Genomic DNA, 16,389 nt, shown 5'->3' on the forward strand with positions numbered 1-16,389 from the left:
CACGTTGTTTCCGGAGTGTTACACGAGCGTGGACCAGTAGTCCCAGAAGCGGACCAGAATCAGCAGAATCACCGCGGTGAACCACAGCGCCGTGAGCGACCAGCGCCATTGGTGCAGGACCCGCGCCACGGCGTTGCCGGAGTGGGCATCTTCCCCGCTCGCAGGGGCCGGCCGCAGGGCGATCGACGACACCACCACCAGCAGCGGGACCGTCACGGCCCAGACGACCATGCAGTAGGGGCACAGCGCCCCGATGCGGTAGAGGCTCTGGAAGATCAGCCAGTGCACGAACACCGTGCCGAGCAGCGTGCCGACGGCCAGACCCGACCAGTACCAGCGCGGCAACCGCACGCCGGCCACGGCCAGCACCCCGGTCACCGTGACGACGGTGAAGGCGGCGATGCCGATCAGCGGGTTCGGGAACCCGAACAGCGCGGCCTGCGGCGTCACCATCACCGATCCGCAGGACAGCACCGGATTCAGCGAGCACGACGGGGTGTAGGACGGATCGATCAGCAGCTCGATCTTCTCGATCGTCAGCGTCGCCGCGGCGACGAAGCCGACCACACCGGCGATGAGCACCCACACCGCACTCGGTTTCGGCACCGCGAGCCCGGCCGTCCGGCCGGCCGGCGAGGCGGTCGACGAGACGGTGTCGGGTGCGGTGGCGGTCATGACGTGGGTGCCGGCGCCGCACCGTCGAGGCCGGGCACGTCGCCGACGATCTCCTTGATCTTGGCCACGAGCGCGTCGGGGGTCGACGGGTCGTAGTCCTCACCGTTGATGCGCACGGTCGGGGTGGCGCGGATCTCGGTGGCCGAGGCCATCCCCTTGACCATGTCGACGTAGCGGCCCTTCTTGATGCACTCGGGCACGGTGCCGCCCGCACCGGCCTGGCGGGCCAGTTCGGTCAGCTGCTCGTCGCCGGGGTAGGTGCCGCCGCCCTCGGCGGGCTGGATGCCCTCGGTGTAGAGCGCGGCGTGGAACCGGCGGAAGGCGTCCTTGTTCTCGTCGGCGACGCAGTACGCGGCGCTGCCGGCCCGTGACGAGTAGCCATCACCCTGGGCGTCGAGGATCGAGACCATGTAATAGTCCGCGGCGACCGCTCCGGTGTCGATCAGCTTGTTGATGGTCGGGCCGAACTGGCGCTCGAAGTTGCCGCAGGCCGGGCACAGGAAATCCTCGTAGAGCGACAGCACGGCCTTGGGCTCGCTGGTGCCCTCCTGGGTCACGACGTTCTCGGCGGCCACCCGCACCGCGGTCGCCTCACCGGAGCCCGGCTTGTCCTCCGCCGACATCACGATGTAGAGGACGAGTGCGACGGCGAACACCACGACAACCGCGGTCAGACCGATCTGGACGAACAGATTGCGCTTGCGATCGGCCGCCTTCAGGTCGTAGCGGGGCGTCTTCTTCGGTTTCGTGGCCACGCGACAAGAGTACCGGCGGCGGATCTAGCCGCGGCTGAGGTGGGCGCGCAGCGCCGAGATCATCGCCGCGGTGGCGGTCGCGCTGTCGCCGCCGAGCGGGAAGAAGTTCGCGAACGCGTGGATCAGGGAGCGCTCCTCCCGCAGGTCCACCGGCACACCGGCGGCCCGCAGCGCCTCGGCGTAGCGGTTGCCCTCGTCGCGCAGCGGGTCGAAACCGCCGGTGAGCACGAGCGCCGGGGGCAGTCCCGACAGGTCGTCGGCCAGCAGCGGGGACACGTCGGGATCGGTCCGGTCGACGGAGGCGCCCTCGAGGTAGAGGTCCATGAACCAGGCGATGTCACGGGCGGTGAGGAAGTAGCCGTCGGCGAACAGCGTCTTGGACCGGGTCTCGCTACCCACGTCGACGACGGGATAGATCAGCAGTTGCAGCGCAGGCAGGGGCGCTGCGGCGTTGCGGGCCCGCTGACAGACGACGGCGGCGAGGTTGCCCCCGGCGCTGTCGCCGCCGACGGCGATGCGGTCGGCGGCGACACCGAGTTCGGCGGCGTGCTCGGACGCCCAGCGGAACGCGGCGTAGGCGTCGTCGGCCGCGGCCGGCGCCTTGTGTTCGGGCGCGAGCCGGTAGTCCACCGAGAGCACGGTGATCCCGCCGTCACGGCAGATCACCCGGCACAGGTCGTCGTGGGTGTCGAGATCGCCGATCACGAACCCGCCGCCGTGGTAGAAGACGAGCAGGGGTCCGTCGGGGTCCGTCGAGGTGGGGCGGTACAGCCGCGCGGGGATGGCGCCGGCCGGACCGGGGATGGAGAGTTCGGTCACGTCGGCCACGATGTCGGCGGGGAACATCGCGGCGGTGAGACGCAGTTGGCGCCGCGCGACCACGACGTCGTCGCTGGCGACCAGGCCGTTGATCCCGGCGGCGCGCTGGGCGGCGAGCAACAGCTGCAGGGTGGTGTCGAGGGTGTTGCCGTCGACGGTGACCGACCGGAAGCCCAGCAGCGCGCGCTTGACGCGGTCGGGCAGCACCGGCAGGGTCCGCAGCGTCATCCGCGTCGCCGCGTTGACGACCGCATCACGCGTCCGGTTCTTGCCCCGGGGCGCCGGATCCTTGCCGCGGACGGGCGGGGCGGAGGCTGGCAGACTCGGCGGCATGGGAGCTCCTCTGGTCGCGTTGAACGACGGCAATTCGATTCCTCAGGTCGGCCTGGGGGTTTGGCAGACACCACCCGAAGACACCGAACGCGCGGTCGCGGCGGCGCTCGCCGCCGGCTATCGACACGTCGATACGGCCGCAGCGTACGGCAACGAGGAGCAGACCGGCCGGGCGATCGCCCAGTCCGGACTGGACCGTTCGCAGGTGTACCTGGTCACCAAGCTGTGGAACTCCGAACAGGGCTATGACGCGACGCTGGCGGCCTTCGAGGCGAGTGTGGACCGCCTCGGGGTCGACTACCTCGACCTGTACCTGATCCACTGGCCGGTCCCCGAGAAGAACCTCTTCGTCGACACCTTCAGAGCGTTCGCCCGGCTACGTGAGGACGGTCGCATCCGGTCCATCGGTGTGAGCAACTTCGAACCCGAACACCTGCGGGTCCTGATCGACTCGACCGGCATCGTGCCCGCGGTCAACCAGATCGAGTTGCATCCGCTACTGCCTCAGCGGGAACTGCGAGAGCTGCACGCGCAGTTGGGAATCGCCACCGAGGCGTGGAGCCCGCTGGGCCAGGGGTCGCTGCTGGCGCACCCCACGGTGACCGGTGTCGCCGAGTCGCACGGAAAAACCGCAGCACAGGCACTGATTAGGTGGCATATGCAACTCGGTAATATCGTCATCCCCAAGTCGGTGAACCCACAACGGATTGAGAGCAACTTCGACGTGTTCGACTTCGAGTTGAGCGAGCAGGACATGGCGTCCATCTCGTCTCTCGAGGACGCCTCCCGCCTGGGTCCCGACCCCAAAACATTCAACTTCACAGGGTAGGTGACATGACGTCAACGCGCGGTGAGGCAGCCGGCATCCCCTCCGTCTCCCTCAACGACGGACACTCGATCCCGGTCCTCGGACTCGGCGTCGGTGAGCTCTCCGAGTCCGAGGCAGAACGGTCGGTGGCCGCCGCGCTCGAGGCGGGTTACCGGCTGATCGACACGGCCGCGGTCTACGGCAACGAGGCCGCGGTGGGCCGGGCGGTCAACGCCTCGGGCATCCCGCGCGAGGAGATCTACGTGACGACCAAGCTGGCCGTCGCGGATCAGGGTTTCGGGACCTCGCAGGACGCCGCACGCGCCAGCCTCGAACGCCTCGGCCTCGACTACGTCGACCTGTACCTCATCCACTGGCCCGCCGGCGACCACGGCAAGTACATCGACAGCTGGGGCGGGCTGATGAAGGCGAAACAGGATGGCGTCGCCCGCTCGATCGGTGTCTGCAACTTCAACGCCGAGCACCTGTCGAACATCATCGATCTGTCGTTCTTCACCCCGGCCATCAACCAGATCGAGTTGCATCCGCTGCTCAATCAGGCCGAACTGCGTGAGGTCAACGCCGGCTACGGCATCGTGACCGAGGCGTACGGCCCGCTGGGTGTGGGCCGGCTGCTCGATCACGCGGCGGTGACCGGTGTGGCCCAGGCCCACGACAAGACGCCGGCGCAGGTGCTGCTGCGCTGGAGCATCCAGCTGGGCAACGTGGTGATCGCACGCTCGGCCAACCCGGACCGGATCACGTCCAATCTCGAGGTGTTCGACTTCGAGTTGACCGACGATGAGATGGCCACCCTCAACGGCCTCGACGAGGGCACCCGCTTCCGCCCCGACCCGGAGACCTACACCGGGCCGTAGGGCTCAGCACTCTTCTCGTGAATCGGCCGGCGCCCTGCGCCGGCCGATTCTGTTTCGCCTGTGCGGGGTCAGCCTCTCGGGCAGGAGTCCGCCGCCCGCCGCAGCGCGGGTACCGACGGTGCGTCGACGGGTAGTCCGTAGCCGCGCAGCACCGCGATGAACTGCATCGCGTACTGGCAGTGGAAGGCCGTGTTGGGCGGCATCCACAACGCCGGCTCCTGATCCCCCTTGTCCTGGTTCGCCTCCCCCTGCACGGCAAGCAGATTGGCCGGATCGTTGGCGAACCGCACCCGCATCTCGTCGGTCCAGGCGCGCGCACCCTGGTCCCAGGCGTAGGCGAGCGGGACGATGTGCTCGATCTGGACGGCCGCCCCGGTCTGGTTGCCGCGGGTGAACGGGATGACGATGTTGGTGTACGGGTCGTGCAGGACCCCGGTCGCGACCGCTGTGGGACACCGGCTGATCGAGACGTAGGTCTTGTCCACGAGATCGCGGTCGAGGATGTCGTTGCGGGTGTCGCAGCCGTTGTGGCCGCCCAGCGCGCTGTTGTCGTCGGTCCACGCGTCGCCGAACGCGGCCCGCCGGTAGTCGTGGCCGCGGATCCGGGCCGGCACCGTCGCCACACCGGCGAGGACGTCGACTCCCGGCGCGACGGTGGGCACGTCGGCGTCGGCGATGAACTGCGCCGACCGCTCGGCCGTCGAGGACACGGTCTGATACGCGACGAGCACCGCGAGCACCGCGGCGAGCACCACCCACACCGACCGCGAGCGGTTCACGACTTCTCCAGGTACTCGACCCGATCGGTGTCGATGAACGGCGCGGCGAGCATCGCCATCCCCGGGTGGTCCGGCTCGTTCTCGTAGAGCGTTTCGCACAGCTCCCGTGCCGCGAGGATGACATCGAGGTGGTCGGACAGCGACAGGAAGTGCAGCGAGTTCAGGCGTCCGGACTGGTGCATCCCGAGCACGTCACCCTCTCTGCGTTCCCTCAGGTCGAGGTCGGCGAGGGCGAATCCGTCGAGCGTGCCTGCCACCGCCTTGAGCCGCGCGCCCGCCTTCGAGGTCTCCGGCAGGCGGGTGGCCAGCAGACACAGGCTGGGGTGGCTGCCGCGGCCGATGCGGCCCCGCAGTTGGTGCAGCTGGCTGATGCCGAACCGGTCGGCGTCCATCACCACCATCACCGTGGCGTTGGGCACGTCCACCCCGACCTCGATGACCGTCGTGCACACCAGCACGTCGATCTCACCGGCCCGGAAGGCCGTCATCACCGCGTCCTTCTCGTCACCGGAGAGCCGGCCGTGCATCAGCCCGAGGCGTAAGCCGGCCAGCGGACCGCTCTTGAGGATGTCGTACAGCGCGACGACGGTCACCGGCGGCGGCCCCTGCTCCTCCTTCTGCGGTTTGTCGCTCTCGTCGATGCGGGACGCCACCACGTACGCCTGCCTGCCGTCGCGGACCTCCTCCACGATGCGGGCCCACGCGCGGTCCAGCCATTTCGGGTGCTGGGTCACGAAGATCGTGTTGCTGGTGATGGGCTGACGGCCGCGGGGCAGCTCGCGCAGCGTCGAGGTCTCCAGATCGCCGTAGACGGTCAACGCCACCGTCCGCGGTATCGGTGTCGCGGTCATCACCAGCAGGTGCGGTGTGATGCCCCCACGGGCCTTGGCGCGCAACCGATCCCGCTGTTCGACACCGAACCGGTGTTGTTCGTCGACCACGACCATGCCGAGGTTGTCGAATTCGACGGAGTCCTGCAGCAGCGCGTGCGTGCCGATGACGATCCCGGCCTGCCCGGTGGCCACCTCGTCGCGCACCTGCCGCTTCTGCTGCGGGGTCATCGATCCGGTCAGCAGCGCGACCCGGGTCGCGGACTCCGCCCCGCCGAGCTGACCGGCCATCGCCAACGGACCCAGGATCTGCCGGATCGAGCGATCATGTTGTGCGGCAAGCACTTCGGTGGGCGCGAGCATGGCGCACTGGTAGCCGGCGTCGACCATCTGCAACATGGCCAACACGGCGATGACCGTCTTGCCCGATCCCACCTCACCCTGCAGCATGCGGTTCATCGGGCGGGTACCGGCCAGTTCGCCCGACAGCACTTCGAGCACCTCGCGCTGACCGTTGGTGAGCTCGAAGGGCAGCCGCTCCCGCATCCCGGCGACCAGCCCGTCCTCCCGCAGCGGCGCCGGCGGGCCGGCCTCGGTCAGCTCGCCGTAACGCCGCGACACCAGGCCCCACTGCAGGCCGACCGCCTCGTCGAACGTCAGCCTCTCCCGCGCCCGGTCGCGGTCGCGCTCGTTCTCCGCGAGGTGGATCCCGCGTAGCGCGGCGTCCTCGGAGATCAGACCGCGTTCGCGCACAACGCTTTCCGGTAGCGGTTCGGGGACCGGGTCCAGCACGTCGAGAACCTGGCGCACACAGGCGTAGATGTCCCAGCTCTGCACTTTCGCGCTGGCCGGGTAGATCGGGAAGAAGTCGCGTTCGAACGCGGCGAGCAGCTCGTCGCCCGTGGCGCCCGACGACGCCGCGATGGTCTTGAGCGATTTGGTGCCGATCTTCCTGGTCGCCGACGATTCGAGGACGAGGAACGCCGGATGGCTCAACTGCAGGGTGTTGCGGAAGTACTTCACCTCACCGGAGAGCATGAGCCGGGTGCCGACGGGCAGCTTGTCGATCATCCAGTCCGCGTTGAAGAACGTCGCGGTGACCACCGGATTGCGCCTGCCGAGCGTGACGCGCAGATACTTCCGCGGCCGCTTACCCGGTATCGGCTTCATCTGTCCCGGCTCGGCTTTGGTGATGACGTCGACGAACGTGACGTGCTCACCCTCCTCGAGGTCGAGGCTCTCCCCCTCACCCCGCACGCTCATCCCGTCGCTGTACTTGCGCGGATAGTGGCGCAGCAGATCGTTGACGGTGCAGATGCCGAAGTGCTCTTCGAGCAACGCCGCGGACTTGCCGCCGATGACGAAGTCGAGGCGATCGGTCAGGGCGACCATGTCACTCGACCCCGATCAGCAGCACGTCGCCGCGGTGGCCGGTGTGGTAGGTGACCAGTTCGGTGCCCAGGTGACGGTGGTGCACGTGCTCGCGCAGGGCCGCGCCGATGTCGGTGCCGACCGCACCGTCGGCTCCGTGCCCGGTGAGCACGGTGACCAGTTCGCCGCCGGACAGCAGCAGCAGGTCGATCAACCCGGACGCCGCGGCGGTCACGTCCGGGCCGACGATGAGCACCTCGTCGCCCGAGATGCCCAGTCCGTCGCCGGGGCGGCAGGCGCCCGCCCAGGTGAGCGCCTCTTCGGTCGCGACCCGGACGGCGCCGTGCCGTGCGGCCGCCGCGGCGCGGGCCATGGTGTAGCCGTCGTCGACGGCGTGACGCGCGGGATCGTGGACGGCCAGCGCCGCCAGCCCCTGCACCATCGACCCGGCCGGGACGGGTACGACGTCGATGCCCCAGCCCGTCGCGGCGGTGCACCCGGCGACGAGTTCCTCCGCGGCCACATAACCGTTCGGCAGCACCATCACCTGCCCGGCCCCGGTGTCGACGAGGCCGCGCAGCAGCTGCTTGGCGGTGACGGGCGCATCGGTTTCGGCCAGCAGGACGTGGGCGCCCTCACCGGCGAACAACTCCGCCGCGCCGGGGCCGTCGACGACGGCGAGCACGGCGCGTTCGCGGCTCCAGCTGCCCTGCGGGCGGGTGGTGGCCGTGGCCGCCAGCGCGGTGATCTGGATCCGGGTGGGTACGCCGACGGCCAGACCGGCTTCGACGGCGCCGCCGGCATCGTCGGAGTGGACGTGCACCGAGTACTGCCCGGGAATGCCCGAACCGCCCGCCGCCGCGATCACGATGGAGTCACCGAGACCCTCGAGCCGGCGCCGCAGCACCTCGACCCCGTCGGCGTCGCACCCCCCGAGCAGGTACATGACCTCGAACTGCGGGGCGGCACCTGCGGCCCTGCGGGCGGGTGGCGCCGCCGGCCGGTAGCTCGGGCGCCGAGCGGCATGGCCGCCCAGGGTGCGGGTCAGGGCGTCGAGCAGGACGAGCAGCCCGCGCCCGCCGGCGTCGACGACTCCGGCGTCGGCGAGGACGTCCAATTGCCCGGGTGTCTCGTCCAGGGCGATGGCCGCGGCGTCGGCCGCCGCGACCACGACCCCGGGTAACCCGGACGCCGCGGTGCCCGAAGCCTGGGCGTCGGCGGCGTGGGCCGCGGCCCCCAGCACCGACACGATGGTGCCCGGTTGGGTGTCCAGCGCGGCCTCGACGAGGTCGACGGCGTGACGCAGGGCGGCGGCGAACAGTGCACCGTCGACCTCGGGCAGCGTCCCGCCCCTGCGGGCCGCGGCGCCTGCGGTGACCTCGGCGAAACCGCGCAGGATCTGCGACAGGATGACACCGGAGTTGCCGCGGGCCCCGTGCAGCGCACCCGCGGCGAGCGCGGCGGACACCTCGGCGACGTCACCGGCGCAGTCCTGGGCCCGTGACCAGGCCGAACGCATGGTGAACAGCATGTTCGTACCGGTATCGGCATCGGGGACCGGGAAGACGTTGAGGCCGTTGATCTCGTCGGTGTGCGATATCAGGTCCTCGACCGCCGAGTGGGCCCAGTCGCGCAGAACCGTCGCGTCGAGTCGCCCAGCCGCCATCTCACCTCCTGCCCGCATCCCGGTCGTGCGCGCCAGCCTATCGACCTCCCCGGACACCGCTGCCGCGCCGAGGCAGACTGTGGACGGTCCCTGTGGAGGCCGTCGCGGCCGGTTTTGGCGATCACCCACCCGGCCGGTATCCTGATCAGGTTGTCGGGTCAATCCGCGCTCGCCGCGGCCCAGGGACCCGAACCCCCACGTACTGATCCAAGGAGTTCTAGATATGGCTGCCGTGTGCGATGTCTGCGGAAAGGGCCCCGGCTTCGGCAAGTCGGTGTCGCACTCCCATCGCCGGACCAGCCGTCGGTGGAATCCGAACATCCAGACCGTGCGCGCCGTCTCCCATCCGGGCGGCAACAAGAAGCGCGTCAACGTCTGCACCTCCTGCCTCAAGGCGGGCAAGGTCGCTCGCGGCTGACCCGGCCCACGGTTGAGCCCGGCGCTGTCCGGGTAGCCCCGCGGCATGTCCTTGCGCGAGAAGAGTAGGTCTGTCCTGTTCGCCACCGCGGCGCTCGCCGTCGTCGGTGGGTTCGCCACCGCATGCGGCGACGACTCCAGCGACGGCGGTGAGACCTCGTCGTCCACCACCACCTCGTCCACGACCTCATCCACGACCGAGACGACGTCGGTGACGGTCACCACCTCGGTCGAGACGGCACCGCCCGCGACGGGCACTTCGGCACCGGAGGTTCCGCCCGCCACCGATGGTGACGGCACCGTCGAGATCCCGGCGCCGCCCGCGGTCCCCTCGCCGCCTGCCATCCCCGCGCCGCCGGCCATCCCGTCGCCGCCGGCGATCCCCGCACCGCCGCCGATTCCCGCGATCCCCTGATCGGTTCGCCGGTCAGGGCAGCCGCCAGTCGATCGGTTCGGCGCCCATCTGGGTCAGCAACTCATTGGCCCGGCTGAACGGACGCGACCCGAAGAACCCGCGCGACGCCGACAGCGGCGACGGGTGCGGTGACTCGATCGCCACGCACGCGCTGCCCGTCAGCATCGGTTTGAGGGTCGCGGCGTCGCGGCCCCACAGCACGGCCACCATCGGGGTGTCCCTGGCGACGAGCGCCCGGATCGCGCATTCGGTCACCGCCTCCCAGCCCTTGCCGCGGTGTGACGCGGGGGTGCCGGGGCGCACCGTCAGCACCCTGTTGAGCAGCAGCACACCGCGCTGCGCCCACGGACTGAGGTCGCCGTTGCTCGGTTGCGGGTAGCCGAGGTCGGCGGTGTACTCGGTGAAGATGTTAGCCAGGCTGCGCGGCAGCGGTCGGACCTCCGGATCCACCGAGAAGCTCAGGCCGACGGCGTGCCCGGGCGTCGGATACGGATCCTGACCCACGATCAGCACGCGGACCTGGTCGAACGGAAACGAGAAGGCCCGCAGCACGTTCGCGCCCGCGGGCAGGTAGCGGTGACCGGCGGCGAGTTCGGCCCGCAGGAACTCCCCCATCTGGGCCACCTGCTCACGCACGGGTTCGAGCGCCTGCGCCCAGCCCTGGTCGACGAGTTCGGAGAGCGCACGTGCAGTCACGAAAAGCCAACCTAGCGTGCGGCGTTCGTCAGAACGACTGCCATCCCCGGTTTCCGGTCCACGCGTCCCCGTCGACCAGCACGTCGGCCGGGCCCGCGAGCACCCGTCCGATCGTCCGCCACCCGTCCGGCGGCGCACCCGGGAAGGTCGCGGCCAGCGCATGGTCCTCCCCGCCGGCGAGTACGAGCTCCCACGGGTCGGCGCCGACGGCGGCCGCCGCCCCCACCACCGCGTCGTGGTCGGCGCGCAACGCCGCGCGGTCCACGTCGATCCGGCAGCCCGATGCGTCCGCGATGTGCCCGAGATCGGCCAGCAGGCCGTCGGAGACGTCGGTCATCGCCGTCGCACCGGCGTCGGCCGCGACACGGCCCTGACCGTAGGGCGGCGCCGGGACCAGGTGCCGGCGGCGCAACTCTTCGAACTCCTCGATTCCGTTGTGCCACAACCCGTATCCGGCTGCCGATCGACCGAGCTCCCCCGCGACGGCGACGACATCGCCCGGGCGGGCGCCGTCCCTTCGCACCGGTGTCCGGCCGGCCAGGTCGCCCAGCACGGTCACCGAGATCACCCACTGCGGCGCGCGGACCAGATCGCCACCGGCGATGCCCGCACCCATCGCGGCCGCCTCGTCCCACATACCGTCGGACAGGCGCAGCGCCGACGCGGCCGGGGTGTCCGCGGGCGCGCCGAACGCGACGACGAACGCGGTCGCCGCGGCACCCATCGCCTCGGCGTCGGCGGCGTTCTGCGCGATCGCCTTGCGCCCGACGTCGTGCGGTGTCGACCAGTCGAGCCGAAAGTGCCTGTCCTCGACCAACATGTCGGTCGAGACCACCGTCCGGCCGTCGGCGAACGACACCAGGGCGGCGTCGTCACCGGGTCCCAGCGTGACCGACGGCGGCAGCCGCCGCCCCCGCACCAGCGCGTCGATCACCGCGAACTCACCGACGTCCGCCATGCTCGCGGTCGGGTCCAACGGTGCCATGTCACCTCCACCCGGCGGCCGTCACGACGCGCAGCACCGGCTCCACCTGCGGTACGTTTGGTCCCCGGAGTCTATGGGGCGGGACGGAGGCGAACACGGGTGGTCGAGGCTTTCATGCTGATCCAGACCGAGGTCGGCCGCGCTGAAGTCGTCGCGGCACGGTTGGCCGAACTGCCCGGTGTGCGGACCGCGGAATACGTCACCGGACCCTACGACGTCGTGGTCCGCGTCGGCGCCGACAACCTCGAGGAGCTCCGTTCGGGCGTCGTCCCGAGCGTGCAGCGGGTCGACGGCATCACCCGGACACTGACCTGCCCGATCGCGAACGGCGCGCACCCATAGGCTTGTCGGGGTGAGCTCCGAAGATCCGCCACGAGCACCCCGTGACGGCCCACCCCGCGCCCTGATGATCGCGGCGATCGTGGTGGCCGTTGCAGCACTCGTGGTGGTGCTCGGTATCGCCGCGGTGCGTCAAGGGCGTCCCGAACAGCGGCCGGTGGCGATCGCGGCGGTGCCCGCGCCGCGCGCCGACAGCCCGGAATGCCAGGCCCTCATGGGCGCCCTGCCCGAGGTGCTCGGGGATTTCCGCCGCGCGCCGACGGCCGAACCGACGCCGGTCGGCACCGCGGCCTGGCAGGCGGGCCCCGACACCGAGGCGATCATCTTGCGCTGCGGCCTGGACCGTCCGGTCGATTTCGTCGTCGGCGTCCCGATCCAGGTGGTCGACGCCGTGCAGTGGTTCAGGGTCGGCGAAGAGGCCGCGCCGGGCAGCAGGCCGGAGAGCCAGCAGACCCGCAGCACCTGGTATGCCGTGGACCGTCCGGTGTACGTGGCGCTCACGCTGCCGCAGGATTCCGGCCCGACACCCATTCAGCTCATCTCCCGGGTGCTGACCGGCGCCATGCCGGCCACGCCGATCACCCCGGGGCCGCCACGCTAGACGGCTAGCGCAGACCCGTTCCGCGGGCCACCGCTGTGTCGACCATCGCCGCGAGCAGCGTCGGATAGTCCACTCCGCTGGCCGCCCACATCCGCGGATACATCGAGATCGTGGTGAAACCCGGCATGGTGTTGATCTCGTTGACCACCGGTCCGTCGTCGGTGAGGAAGAAGTCGACCCGCGCCAGCCCCTGGCAGTCGATCGCCCGAAACGCCCGGATGGCGAGGCGGCGGATCTCGTCGGCCACGTCGTCCTCGACCTTGGCGGGCACGTCGAGTTCGGCGCCGTCGTCGAGGTACTTGGTGGCGAAGTCGTAGAAACCGTCCTCGCGGCCCCGCACCCCGGCCACCCGGATCTCGCCGATGGTGCTGGCGTCGACGCGGCCGTCCGGATACTCCAGCACGCCGCATTCGAGTTCGCGACCCGCGATGCCGGCCTCGACTATGACCTTGGGATCGTGTCTGCGGGCCGCCTCGATCGCGGCGGGCAGTTCCGCCCAGTCCGACACCCGGCTGACCCCGATCGAGGAGCCCCCGCGCGCGGGTTTGACGAACACCGGCAGGCCGAGGCGTTCGCGTTCGTCGAGCGTCACGTTCGCGCGTCCGGGACGCAGCACCACGTGATCGCCGACCGGCAGGCCCTCGGCGACCAGCAGCTTCTTCGTGAACTCCTTGTCCATGCCCGCGGCGCTGGCCAGTACGCCCGCCCCGACGTAGGGCACCCCGGCCAGTTCCAGCAGACCCTGGATCGTGCCGTCCTCGCCGTAGGGGCCGTGCAGCACCGGGAACACCACGTCGACCGCGGCGAGCACCTCCCCTGCCGGCGCCGGGCTCAGCGACACCAGCTCACCGCGGCGGCCCGGGTCGGCGGGCAGCGCCAGGGCGGTACCGGACTCGGCGCTCACCTCGGGGAGCCGGCCGTCGGTGATGGCCAGCGTCTCCGGCCGGCCGTCGGTGAGCACCCAGGACCCGTCGGGAGTGATCCCGACGGCGACCACGTCGAAGCGTTCGGGGTCGAGGTTGCGCAGGATGCTGCCTGCGGAAACGCAGGAGATGGCGTGTTCGGAACTGCGCCCGCCGTAGACGACGGCAACGCGGGTGCGCTGGTTGCGGGCGATCACAGTCTGCAGAGGCTACCGTCCCGGCCGCGCCGAGCACGATTCGATATCAGCCGAGCGCGGCGCCGAGGTCGGCGATCAGGTCGTCGGTGTCCTCGATACCCATGGACAGCCGGACGAAGCCGTCGGGCACCGGGTCGCCCCAGCGGGCCCGCCGGTCGATGGAGGTGTGGATGCCGCCGAAGCTGGTCGAGGCGACCAGCAGGGCGCTGCGCTCGACGAGCGCGTGCACGGCCGACGCGTCGGCCAGTTCCACCGACACCAGCCCGCCGAACCGCCGCATCTGCCGCGCCGCCACCTCGTGCGCGGGATCCTCGGGCAGTCCGGGATAGCGCACGCCGCGCACGGCGGGATGGTTGCGCAGCAGCATCGCGACGGCCAGCGCGTTCTGACACTGCCGTTCGAACCGCAGCCCGGCGCTGCCGAGGCTGCGCAGCACCAGCCACGCCTCGAACGGCCCGAGGATCGGGCCGGCCAGCAGACGGTCGGTCTCCAGCGCGGCCATCATCTCGGGGTGGCTGCCCGCGACGTAGCCGGCGATCAGATCGCTGTGTCCCGAGAGTGCCTTGGTGGCGCTGGCCACCACCAGGTTGGCGCCCAGCGACAGCGGCTGCTGGCCGAGTGGTGTGGCGGTGGTGTTGTCGACGATCAGGGTGGCGCCGCGCCGCCGGCACGTCATCGCCAGCCGGTGCAGATCCACCACCTCGAGCCCCGGGTTCGCGGGTGTCTCCGCCAGCACCACATCGGCGTCCGCCGCCGCCTCGCACATCTCGGCGGTCGCCACTTCGAGCACCGTGACACCTTGCGGCGCAAGGTATTCCGCGGCGTAGCGGCGCACCTGATAGTAGCCGTCCGCGGGCACGACGAGCCGTTCGCCCGGACCGGTCAGCACCCGAAGCGCGGAGGTGATGGCCGCCATGCCCGATCCGAAGGCCAGTGCGGCAGAGGCCCCTTCGAGTTCGGCCAGCGCCGCCTCCAGCCGCCGCCAGGTCGGATTGGAGCTGCGGCCGTAGGTGTCCAGCGGCTGTGCCTCGTCCGGTGACAGGTGGTAGGCCGAGACCGGGACCGGCGGGGTGGCCACGGGTTGTCCGGCAACGGCTTCGGCACCAACAGCTTTGACGCTTCGAGTGGAGTCGCCGTACGCGCCTTCCATCGGTGTCATTCCGGTTTGGTGCTGCGGCCGAGCAGCAGCACGACGGCTTCGTCGACGGAAAGACCCTTGTGGCAGACCCGGTTCACCGCGTCGGTGAGCGGCATCTCCACGTCGTAGCTGGCGGCCAGCGCCAGCACCGACCGGCAGGAGGTGACGCCCTCTGCCACGTGTCCGCCCGCGGCGCGCAGTGCCGACTCCATGGTGCCGCCCCGGCCCAACCGCTCACCGAAGGTCCGGTTGCGCGACTGCACCGAGGTGCAGGTCGCGACGAGGTCACCGACGCCGGCCAGCCCGGCCAGCGTCGCCGGTTTGGCGCCCAGCGCGATGCCCAGCCGCATGATCTCGGCCAGCCCGCGGGTGATGATCGCCGCGACCGTGTTCTCCCCCAGCCCCACGCCGACGGCCATCCCGCATGCCAGTGCGATCACGTTCTTGCACGCACCGCCGATCTCGGCGCCGACCACGTCGGCGTTGGTGTAGGGCCGCAGGTACCCCGTGGCCAGTGCGCGTTGCAGGGCGACGGCGCGCCCGCTGTCACTGCACGCGACGACGGTGGCGGCGGGCTGTTCGTCGGCGATCTCGCTGGCGAGATTCGGTCCGGTCACCACCGCGACCCGCGCCGGGTCCGCGCCGGTGACCTGGACGATCACCTGGCTCATCCGCATCAGCGTGTCCAGTTCGATGCCCTTGGCCAGGCTCACCAGCGTGGCGTCGTCGGCGATCAGACCCTTCCACTGCTCGAGGTTGCTCCGCAGGCTCTGCGCCGGCACCGCGAACACCACCGTGCACGCCCCGGCGAGCGCCTCGGCGGCGTCGGCGGTGGCGTGGATCGTCTTGGGCAGGTCCACCTCGTCGAGGTAGCCGCTGTTGCGATGGGTGTCGTTGATCTCCGCCGCGACCTCGGGTCGCCTCGCCCACAGGGTCACCGAGTTCCCCGCGTCAGCGAGAACTTTGGCCAGCGCCGTGCCCCACGCACCGGAACCCATCACCGCCGCCTTCACCACGCGTTCACCCTAGCGCGCAGCCGGCGGGGTCCGACGGCGTCGGCCGAACATCCGCGGTGCTGGCAGGATGGCGCCATGCGCGGCACGACAAGCAACGGCGCCGCCCCGTCCGGCACCGGCGTGGCGGTGGTCATCGCCGTCAAACGCCTCGCCGACGCCAAGACCAGGCTGGCGCCGATCTTCGCCCCGCACGACCGGGAGACGGTGGTGCTGGCGATGCTCGTCGACACCGTCGCGGCGGCCGCCGCGGTCGCGTCGGTCACCGTCGTCACCCCAGATCCCGCCGCGGCCGAGGCCGCCCGCGCGCTGGGCGCACAGGTGCTCGACGATCCGACGCCGGCCGGCCACCCCGACCCGCTCAACAACGCGCTGCGCGCCGCCGAGGCCGCTGTGCGCGCGACCGTCCCGAATGTCGTTGCGCTGCAAGGCGATCTTCCCGCGCTGCAGGCACAGGAGTTGAGTGAGGCGATCGCCGCCGCGCGGACACGGCCCCGCAGCTTCGTCGGCGACCGGCACGGCACCGGCACCTCTGCACTGTTCGCGTTCGGCGTCCCGCTGGACCCGCGGTTCGGTCCCGATTCCGCGGAGCGGCACCGGCGTTCGGGTGCGGTCGAGCTGACCGGCTCGTGGCCCGGTCTGCGCTACGACATCGACACCCCCGACGATCTGCTGGCGGCCCGCCGCCTCGGCGTCGGCACGCAGACCGCGCGTGCCGTCGGCGCCGAAAGATGAACATCTCGCACACGCG

The 16,389-nt window shown here is 70.8% G+C and carries 18 protein-coding genes; 7 read left to right on the top strand and 11 right to left on the bottom strand.

The features are described 5' to 3' along the window. Positions 1 to 18: 18 nt before the first annotated feature. The 3 genes from G6N49_RS13645 to G6N49_RS13655 are packed head-to-tail and all read right to left on the bottom strand — an operon-like array spanning position 19 to position 2,582. Positions 19 to 675 (bottom strand): vitamin K epoxide reductase family protein, encoded by a 657-nt coding sequence (locus tag G6N49_RS13645; RefSeq protein WP_011855318.1) that lies wholly within the window; start codon positions 673 to 675, stop codon positions 19 to 21. Continuing rightward, positions 672 to 1,430: a DsbA family protein gene (locus G6N49_RS13650; RefSeq protein WP_011559341.1), complete on the bottom strand. Its 759-nt coding sequence runs from the start codon at positions 1,428 to 1,430 to the stop codon at positions 672 to 674. Before G6N49_RS13650 ends, G6N49_RS13645 begins: the two co-directional genes overlap by 4 nt. A gap of 24 nt (positions 1,431 to 1,454) precedes the next feature. After that, positions 1,455 to 2,582 carry an alpha/beta hydrolase gene (locus G6N49_RS13655; RefSeq protein WP_041925023.1) on the bottom strand — a complete coding sequence of 376 codons (1,128 nt, stop codon included), beginning with the start codon at positions 2,580 to 2,582 and terminating at the stop codon, positions 1,455 to 1,457. Here G6N49_RS13655 and G6N49_RS13660 point away from each other — a divergent pair. Beyond that, positions 2,581 to 3,411, top strand: a complete 831-nt coding sequence (locus G6N49_RS13660; RefSeq protein WP_011855316.1) for an aldo/keto reductase — start codon at positions 2,581 to 2,583, stop codon at positions 3,409 to 3,411. The two genes, G6N49_RS13655 and G6N49_RS13660, sit on opposite strands and share 2 nt — an antisense overlap. 5 nt (positions 3,412 to 3,416) lie before the next feature. Further along, the gene (locus G6N49_RS13665; protein WP_011855315.1) at positions 3,417 to 4,268 is read left to right on the top strand and encodes an aldo/keto reductase; all 852 of its coding nucleotides are present in this window, start codon (positions 3,417 to 3,419) and stop codon (positions 4,266 to 4,268) included. A 68-nt stretch (positions 4,269 to 4,336) separates the two neighbouring features. On the opposite strand, the gene G6N49_RS13670 is transcribed toward G6N49_RS13665, so the two are convergent. From G6N49_RS13670 to G6N49_RS13680, 3 genes are read right to left on the bottom strand one after another with little or no spacing between them, the layout of a single operon-like run. Then, positions 4,337 to 5,047 carry an HNH endonuclease family protein gene (locus G6N49_RS13670; RefSeq protein ID WP_011855314.1) on the bottom strand — a complete coding sequence of 237 codons (711 nt, stop codon included), beginning with the start codon at positions 5,045 to 5,047 and terminating at the stop codon, positions 4,337 to 4,339. Next, positions 5,044 to 7,269: an ATP-dependent DNA helicase RecG gene (gene recG / locus G6N49_RS13675; protein ID WP_011855313.1), complete on the bottom strand. Its 2,226-nt coding sequence runs from the start codon at positions 7,267 to 7,269 to the stop codon at positions 5,044 to 5,046. Before recG ends, G6N49_RS13670 begins: the two co-directional genes overlap by 4 nt. 1 nt (position 7,270) lies before the next feature. After that, complete coding sequence (locus G6N49_RS13680; protein WP_011855312.1) at positions 7,271 to 8,914, bottom strand: fatty acid kinase ATP-binding subunit FakA; 1,644 nt, start codon at positions 8,912 to 8,914, stop codon at positions 7,271 to 7,273. Positions 8,915 to 9,137: 223 nt separating this feature from the next. Here G6N49_RS13680 and rpmB point away from each other — a divergent pair, with 223 nt between their 5' ends. After that, positions 9,138 to 9,332, top strand: a complete 195-nt coding sequence (rpmB, locus tag G6N49_RS13685; protein ID WP_011559334.1) for a 50S ribosomal protein L28 — start codon at positions 9,138 to 9,140, stop codon at positions 9,330 to 9,332. Positions 9,333 to 9,377: 45 nt separating this feature from the next. Next, positions 9,378 to 9,746 (top strand): hypothetical protein, encoded by a 369-nt coding sequence (locus G6N49_RS13690; protein WP_049771547.1) that lies wholly within the window; start codon positions 9,378 to 9,380, stop codon positions 9,744 to 9,746. Positions 9,747 to 9,758: 12 nt separating this feature from the next. Here G6N49_RS13690 and G6N49_RS13695 read toward each other — a convergent pair whose 3' ends face one another. Together G6N49_RS13695 and G6N49_RS13700 are read right to left on the bottom strand one after the other, a co-directional pair. After that, a complete protein-coding gene (locus G6N49_RS13695; RefSeq protein ID WP_011559333.1) occupies positions 9,759 to 10,442 on the bottom strand; it encodes a uracil-DNA glycosylase in 684 nt (227 codons plus the stop codon). A 28-nt stretch (positions 10,443 to 10,470) separates the two neighbouring features. Further along, on the bottom strand, positions 10,471 to 11,427 hold the full coding sequence (locus G6N49_RS13700) for a thiamine-phosphate kinase (RefSeq protein WP_011559332.1): 957 nt from the start codon (positions 11,425 to 11,427) through the stop codon (positions 10,471 to 10,473). 99 nt (positions 11,428 to 11,526) lie between these two features. Between G6N49_RS13700 and G6N49_RS13705 the strand changes: the two genes are divergently transcribed. Together G6N49_RS13705 and G6N49_RS13710 are read left to right on the top strand one after the other, a co-directional pair. Continuing rightward, positions 11,527 to 11,769, top strand: coding sequence for an Lrp/AsnC ligand binding domain-containing protein (locus tag G6N49_RS13705; RefSeq protein ID WP_085975385.1), 243 nt, complete (start codon positions 11,527 to 11,529; stop codon positions 11,767 to 11,769). A gap of 64 nt (positions 11,770 to 11,833) precedes the next feature. After that, positions 11,834 to 12,367: a DUF3515 domain-containing protein gene (locus tag G6N49_RS13710; RefSeq protein WP_011768181.1), complete on the top strand. Its 534-nt coding sequence runs from the start codon at positions 11,834 to 11,836 to the stop codon at positions 12,365 to 12,367. A gap of 4 nt (positions 12,368 to 12,371) precedes the next feature. Here G6N49_RS13710 and G6N49_RS13715 read toward each other — a convergent pair whose 3' ends face one another. From G6N49_RS13715 to G6N49_RS13725, 3 genes are read right to left on the bottom strand one after another with little or no spacing between them, the layout of a single operon-like run. Next, positions 12,372 to 13,487, bottom strand: a complete 1,116-nt coding sequence (locus tag G6N49_RS13715; RefSeq protein ID WP_011855311.1) for a D-alanine--D-alanine ligase family protein — start codon at positions 13,485 to 13,487, stop codon at positions 12,372 to 12,374. Positions 13,488 to 13,533: 46 nt separating this feature from the next. After that, complete coding sequence (locus tag G6N49_RS13720; protein WP_011855310.1) at positions 13,534 to 14,637, bottom strand: cystathionine gamma-lyase; 1,104 nt, start codon at positions 14,635 to 14,637, stop codon at positions 13,534 to 13,536. A gap of 5 nt (positions 14,638 to 14,642) precedes the next feature. Continuing rightward, positions 14,643 to 15,641, bottom strand: a complete 999-nt coding sequence (locus G6N49_RS13725) for an NAD(P)H-dependent glycerol-3-phosphate dehydrogenase (RefSeq protein ID WP_011559327.1) — start codon at positions 15,639 to 15,641, stop codon at positions 14,643 to 14,645. A 75-nt stretch (positions 15,642 to 15,716) separates the two neighbouring features. Here G6N49_RS13725 and cofC point away from each other — a divergent pair, with 75 nt between their 5' ends. After that, entirely contained in the window at positions 15,717 to 16,373 is a 657-nt protein-coding gene (cofC, locus tag G6N49_RS13730) for a 2-phospho-L-lactate guanylyltransferase (protein WP_011855309.1), read from the top strand. Positions 16,374 to 16,389 lie beyond the last annotated feature (16 nt).

Origin of the sequence: Mycolicibacterium monacense (genome assembly GCF_010731575.1) — a bacterium.
GTDB lineage: Bacteria > Actinomycetota > Actinomycetes > Mycobacteriales > Mycobacteriaceae > Mycobacterium > Mycobacterium monacense.

Coding starts and splice junctions, on each gene's coding strand:
- G6N49_RS13645 (WP_011855318.1), bottom strand. CDS start 675: ATGACCGCCACCGCACCCGACACCGTCTCGTCGACCGCCTCGCCGGCC.
- G6N49_RS13660 (WP_011855316.1), top strand. CDS start 2,581: ATGGGAGCTCCTCTGGTCGCGTTGAACGACGGCAATTCGATTCCTCAG.
- G6N49_RS13655 (WP_041925023.1), bottom strand. CDS start 2,582: ATGCCGCCGAGTCTGCCAGCCTCCGCCCCGCCCGTCCGCGGCAAGGAT.
- G6N49_RS13665 (WP_011855315.1), top strand. CDS start 3,417: ATGACGTCAACGCGCGGTGAGGCAGCCGGCATCCCCTCCGTCTCCCTC.
- recG (WP_011855313.1), bottom strand. CDS start 7,269: ATGGTCGCCCTGACCGATCGCCTCGACTTCGTCATCGGCGGCAAGTCC.
- G6N49_RS13680 (WP_011855312.1), bottom strand. CDS start 8,914: ATGGCGGCTGGGCGACTCGACGCGACGGTTCTGCGCGACTGGGCCCAC.
- rpmB (WP_011559334.1), top strand. CDS start 9,138: ATGGCTGCCGTGTGCGATGTCTGCGGAAAGGGCCCCGGCTTCGGCAAG.
- G6N49_RS13690 (WP_049771547.1), top strand. CDS start 9,378: ATGTCCTTGCGCGAGAAGAGTAGGTCTGTCCTGTTCGCCACCGCGGCG.
- G6N49_RS13700 (WP_011559332.1), bottom strand. CDS start 11,427: ATGGCACCGTTGGACCCGACCGCGAGCATGGCGGACGTCGGTGAGTTC.
- G6N49_RS13710 (WP_011768181.1), top strand. CDS start 11,834: ATGATCGCGGCGATCGTGGTGGCCGTTGCAGCACTCGTGGTGGTGCTC.
- G6N49_RS13720 (WP_011855310.1), bottom strand. CDS start 14,637: ATGGAAGGCGCGTACGGCGACTCCACTCGAAGCGTCAAAGCTGTTGGT.
- cofC (WP_011855309.1), top strand. CDS start 15,717: ATGCGCGGCACGACAAGCAACGGCGCCGCCCCGTCCGGCACCGGCGTG.